General features: G+C 66.9%; 7 protein-coding genes. 4 read left to right on the top strand and 3 right to left on the bottom strand.

The genetic code is table 11. The features are described from left to right. Both LPZ50_RS21145 and LPZ50_RS21150 read right to left on the bottom strand, forming a co-directional pair. The coding region (locus LPZ50_RS21145; protein ID WP_230664671.1) for a thioesterase family protein at positions 1-454 on the bottom strand (454 nt) is incomplete at its 3' end. 30 nt (positions 455-484) lie between these two features. Next, complete coding sequence (locus LPZ50_RS21150; RefSeq protein ID WP_230664673.1) at positions 485-769, bottom strand: acylphosphatase; 285 nt, start codon at positions 767-769, stop codon at positions 485-487. A gap of 77 nt (positions 770-846) precedes the next feature. Here LPZ50_RS21150 and LPZ50_RS21155 point away from each other — a divergent pair, with 77 nt between their 5' ends. Together LPZ50_RS21155 and LPZ50_RS21160 are read left to right on the top strand one after the other, a co-directional pair. Next, positions 847-2010, top strand: coding sequence for an alpha-hydroxy acid oxidase (locus tag LPZ50_RS21155; protein ID WP_230664675.1), 1164 nt, complete (start codon positions 847-849; stop codon positions 2008-2010). Between the two features lie 165 nt (positions 2011-2175). Beyond that, positions 2176-3006 (top strand): AraC family transcriptional regulator, encoded by an 831-nt coding sequence (locus tag LPZ50_RS21160; protein WP_230664677.1) that lies wholly within the window; start codon positions 2176-2178, stop codon positions 3004-3006. A 52-nt stretch (positions 3007-3058) separates the two neighbouring features. Here LPZ50_RS21160 and LPZ50_RS21165 read toward each other — a convergent pair whose 3' ends face one another. Then, positions 3059-4087 (bottom strand): BMP family protein, encoded by a 1029-nt coding sequence (locus LPZ50_RS21165; protein WP_230664679.1) that lies wholly within the window; start codon positions 4085-4087, stop codon positions 3059-3061. A 178-nt stretch (positions 4088-4265) separates the two neighbouring features. On the opposite strand from LPZ50_RS21165, the gene panE reads away from it, so the two are divergent. Then, positions 4266-5195 carry a 2-dehydropantoate 2-reductase gene (gene panE / locus LPZ50_RS21170; protein ID WP_230664681.1) on the top strand — a complete coding sequence of 310 codons (930 nt, stop codon included), beginning with the start codon at positions 4266-4268 and terminating at the stop codon, positions 5193-5195. 88 nt (positions 5196-5283) lie between these two features. Next, on the top strand, positions 5284-5409 hold a 126-nt coding region (locus LPZ50_RS21175), incomplete at its 3' end, for an NAD-dependent epimerase/dehydratase family protein (protein WP_230664683.1).

Below are 5409 nucleotides of genomic sequence, written 5' to 3' on the forward strand. Positions count from 1 at the left end.
GGCGTTCGGGCAGCGGCGCGGCCGCGTGGGCCTGCGCGGCGGCCTGCAGCGATTGGGCCAGCGCCTCGGGGAACACCTGGCTGCGCCGGGTTTCCAGATTGACGTGCACGGACAGCTGTTCCATGGTGGCGGCCAGGTAGTTGTCGCGAGTCTGGAACAGTTCCATCAGGCACAGCACGCGCTTGGTGTCGGCGCCCAGCACCCGAACGCGCAGTTCCAGCGGATCGCCGGCCAGCAGTTCACGGCGGTAGTTGACGGCGATGTCCACGGTGTAGATGCCGCAGCGCGAGGCGCGTGTATAGCTTTCACCCACGCCCAGCGGGTCCAGCAACTGGAAGCCGATGTGGTCGAACACCCGCACGTAGCGGGCGGCATTCATGTGGCCGTACAGGTCGGTCCAGTCGGGCTTGACGGTGAGCGCGATGCGGGGCAGTTCTGGCGCGTGGTCGGGCATGGGCGTGTTCCGTGTGGTCGGGTGGCGGGGCTACAACTGTTCGAAGCGTGCATAACGCTTGTCGGTGTATTCGCGTTCGGTGATCAGTTCGCGCACCACGGCGGCGGGCGGGCCGCGGCGCAGCCATTCCAGCATATGGTCGACCTGGTCGGGGGTGCCTTGCACCAAGGCCTGCACGGTGCCGTCTTCCATGTTCTGTACCCAGCCGGTCACGCCCAGCATGTGGGCGCGCCGCACCGTGGCGTGCCGGTAGCCCACGCCTTGCACCACGCCCTTGACGATGACGTGTACGGTTTCGTGTTGGGGGACTTGCATGTGTTCCTCTCGATGCGTAGGGGGCGGCGCGTATACTTGCTACGCCGTCCAGCCCCTGTGTTTTCCCATAGTGTCCCATGAACCCGAGCCTTGCCAAGATCACTTGCATTGAAGACCTGCGCGTGCTGGCGCAGAAGCGCGTGCCGCGCATGTTCTACGACTATGCCGATTCCGGCGCCTGGACCGAAGGCACATACCGCGCCAACGAGGCGGACTTCCAGCGCATCAAGCTGCGCCAGCGCGTGGCGGTGGACATGGAAGGCCGTACGTTGCGCACCACCATGGCGGGCGCCGATGCGGTCATGCCCGTGGCCATCGCGCCCACCGGCCTGACGGGCATGCAGCACGCCGACGGCGAAATGGTGGCGGCGCAGGCGGCGGCGGAGTTCGGCGTGCCGTTCACCTTGTCGACCATGAGCATCTGCTCGATCGAAGACGTGGCGCGCGCCACCGGCAAACCGTTCTGGTTCCAGTTGTACGTAATGCGCGACCGCGAGTTCGTGGGCAACCTGATCGACCGCGCCAAGGCCGCCGGCTGCTCGGCGCTGGTGCTGACGCTGGACTTGCAGATCCTGGGGCAGCGCCACAAAGACATACGCAACGGGCTGTCGGCGCCGCCCAGGCCCACCTTGGCCAACCTGGTCAACCTGGCCACCAAGCCGCGCTGGTGCCTGGGCATGCTGGGCACGCCGCGGCGTACCTTCGGCAATATCGTGGGCCATGCCAAGGGCGTGAAAGATCTGTCGTCGCTGTCGTCCTGGACGGCCGAGCAGTTCGACCCGCGCCTGAGCTGGGCCGATGTGGAATGGATCAAGCAGCGCTGGGGCGGCAAGCTCATCCTGAAAGGCATCCTGGACGTCGAAGACGCGCGCCTGGCGGCCGATAGCGGCGCGGACGCCTTGGTCGTCAGCAACCACGGCGGCCGCCAGCTCGATGGCGCCATGTCGTCCATCGCGGCTTTGCCTGCCATCGCCGACGCGGTGGGATCGCGCATCGAAGTGTGGATGGATGGCGGTATCCGTTCGGGCCAGGACGTGCTGAAGGCCGTGGCGCTGGGCGCGCGCGGCACCATGATCGGGCGCGCCTTCCTTTACGGGCTGGGCGCCCACGGCAAGGCCGGCGTGACGCGCACCCTGGAAATTCTGTACAAGGAAATGGACGTCACCATGGCGCTGTGCGGCCGCAAATCGCTGGCGCCGGGCGACCGCAGCGTGCTGCTGCCGGGCACGTATCCTGCCTGACTTCGGTGTCCGGCACCCTCGCGGGAGCCAGGCACCTGGCAATACCCGCGACATGCACACAGCCGCGGGCTTAAGGCATTGCCATGGCTGGTTTCCGGTTCGGGGCCGCAAAACCGCAAAATCTGCAAAGCGGGCATCGATACAGTGGGAACCACTGGAGGACGCATGAAATCCACGACCCGCATCCACTACGCCAACCGGCTGGAACCGGTGCTGCAATGGCTGGCCTCGCATCCCGATGCGTCGCCCGACCTGTACCACCTGGCCGACCTGGCGTGCCTGTCGCCCTATCATTTTCACCGCGTGTATCGCGCGTTGATGGGCGAGACGGTAAACGCCACGGTGCAGCGCATCCGCATGCACCGGGCGTCGGTGGACCTGGCCGGGGACCGGCCCATGCAACAGGTGGCGCAACGCGCCGGATACACATCGCAAGCCGCGTTCAACCGGGCTTTCGGTACGGTATTCGGCATGCCGCCGGGCCGCTATCGGCATGCGCGCTCCAGGCCCTTCAATCCCAAGGAGCTTGGCATGTATCCCACTACCATCGAGCAATTCCCCGGCGCCGCGCTGGCCACCCTGCCGCACCAGGGCGATTATCAGGAAATCGGCACGACCTTCGACCGCCTGTTCATGCTGGGCGCCAGCCGCAGCCTGATTGGCGCGGACACGCATTCGTTCGGCGTGTACTACGACGACCCCGCCCAGGTACCGGCCGACAAGCTGCGCTCGCGCGCCGGCTTCACGCTGCCCGAAGGCAAGGCGGCCGACCCGGTGTTCGAGCCCTTCGCGTTGCCGGCGGCGCGCTGTGCGGTGCTGGAATACACCGGCCCGTACAGCGAGATCGAGGCCGCCTACACCTGGCTGTTCTCGGAATGGCTGCCTGCCAGCGGCCACGAGACGCTGGACTTCCCGATGTGGGAAGAATACGTGAACGACCCCAAGACCACGCCCGCGGCCGAATTGAAAACACGCATCTACCTGCCGCTGGCCTGACGGACGGGTGTCTGGCACCCTGGCGGGAGCCAGACACCCGCGGTCCTCCGCTTCACGGCACGCTGGACCGCGGCGGGCTGTCGTTGATCTTGACGCTGAAGCTGCCGTCCAGGATGGTTTTCTTGCGGGCCTCGATGCTGGCGATCAGGCCGCCCGGCAGCTTGCCTTCGAAGGTGCCCAATGGCGACAGCATGGAACCTTCGTAGCGCATTTGCGAATACTTGCCGTAGTCGTCCGCCTTGAACGTGCCGCGCTGCACCATGGTGAGCGCCCGGTCGATGGTGGGGCCCATGTCCCACAGCGCCGAGGCGACGACGGTGTCCGGATACTGCGGTTGGGTATCGATGACATTGCCAATGGCCAGCTTGCCGCGTTCTTGCGCGGCCTCGGCCACGCCGAAGCGTTCGGCATACAGCACGTCCACGCCCTGGTCGATCATGGCCAGCGCGGCTTTCCTGGCCTTGGGCGGGTCGAACCACGAACCAATGAAGGCGACGCGGAATTCCGCATCGGGATTGACCTCGCGCACGCCATCCATGAAAGCGTGCATCAGGCGGTTGACTTCCGGAATGGGGTAGCCGCCCACCAGGCCGATCTTGCCGCTTTCGCTCAGGCCGCCGGCGATCATGCCCGTGAGGTAGGCGGGTTCCTGGATGTAGTTGTCGAACACTGAGAAGTTGGGCAGTTGCGGCCGGCCTGACGAGCCCATCAGGAAGCCCACCTGGGGATAGGCGCGCGCCACGCGGCGGGCGGCTTCTTCGGCGCGGAAAGCCTCGCCTACGATCAGTTGCGCGCCCTCTTCCGCGTGCTTGCGCAGCACACGCTCGTAGTAATCGTGGCTGACGTTCTCGGCGTAGCGGTAGTCGATGTCGCCACGGGTTTCGGCCAGCACCAGGGCCTTGTGCACGCGCGACACCCATTGCTGGCCGATGGGCACGGTATACACGCCCACCACCTTGATCTTGGCCGGGGCCCGGGCATATGCCTTGCCGGCCATCAGCGCGCCCAGCGCCACGCCCAGCCGCAGCAAGGTGCGGCGCCGTGCGCTGGCGGCACTGGGCGGCGAAATACGGAATGTCATGAACGCGGGGCTCCTGCACGCGATGCGAATAGGGTCGGGCGCGGCGCCGGTTGGCAAACCGGTACTGATAGTCGCTGCGAATGGATTATAGGCAGCTTGCCGCGCGCTGGATGCCCCCGGGTGCATAATCGGGTATCGAGCGCCCGTGACGGGCGCGTGCATGTCTATGGAGAAATCGATGCGACTGTTGTTTCTTGGCGCCGGCGGTACCGGCGGTTATTTCGGTGGGCGCGCCGCGCAGGCCGGCGCCGACGTGACGTTCCTGGTGCGCGAGGCGCGCGCCCAGGCCCTGGGAACGCAGGGCCTGCGCATTGAAAGCCCGCGCGGCGATGCGGTGGTCATGCCGCAGCTGGTTACCGACAGCCAGGTCGAGCACCCCTACGATGTGGTGGTGCTGAGCTGCAAGGCCTATGACCTGCCGAGCGCCATCGAGGCCATACGGCCGGCGGTGGGCCCGGACACGGCCATCCTGCCCATCATGAACGGGGTGCTGCAGTACGACATCCTGGACGCCGAGTTCGGGGCCGCCCGCGTGCTGGGCGGCCTGTGCCAGATCAACGCCACTCTGGGCCCGCAGGGCCAGGTGCGGCACCTGGGCCAGCACGCCGTGTTCGTGTTCGGCGAGCGTGCGGGCGAACCGCGCAGCGAACGCTGCGTGGCCCTGGAAGCGGCGCTGGCCGACGCGGCCTTCGACAGCCGCCTGAGCCCGGCCATTCAACAGGATGTGTGGGAAAAGTACGTGTTCCTGACCACGCTGGCCTCGGCCACCTGCCTGATGCGCGGCACGGTGGGACAGATCGTTTCCGCCGACGAGGGCGAGGGCCTGGTGCGCGACCTGCTGCGCGAATGCCAGCAGGTGGCGGCGGCTTCGGGCCACACAGTACGCGCGCAGGCCGATGCGGCGGCGCTGAAGGTACTGACCGACCGCGAATCGGGCATGACGGCGTCCATGTTCCGCGACCTGAGCCAGGGCGGGCGGGTCGAGGCCGAGCACATCGTGGGCGACATGCTGCATCGTGCGCGCACGCTGGGGCTGGATGTGCCCATGCTGCGCGTGGCCTGGACGCATCTGCAGGTGTATCAGGCACAGCGCGAAATAGTTGCATGATGCGCAACTGACTTTTCCGCGCGGCGGTGTATGCGCGTGCGGGCGCCACGGCTAGCATGGCTTATCCAAACCATTACAGGAGCACGCCATGAATATCGCCTTGATCGGCATTACCGGCCGCGTGGGGTCGCGCGTTGCCGATGAACTGCTGCGCCGTGGCCACCGGGTCACCGGCATCGCCCGCGACCCCGCCGCCGTGGTCGAGCGGCCCGGC

The sequence above is a fragment of the Bordetella petrii genome, from assembly GCF_020991325.1.
Classification (GTDB): domain Bacteria; phylum Pseudomonadota; class Gammaproteobacteria; order Burkholderiales; family Burkholderiaceae_B; genus Bordetella_A; species Bordetella_A petrii_E.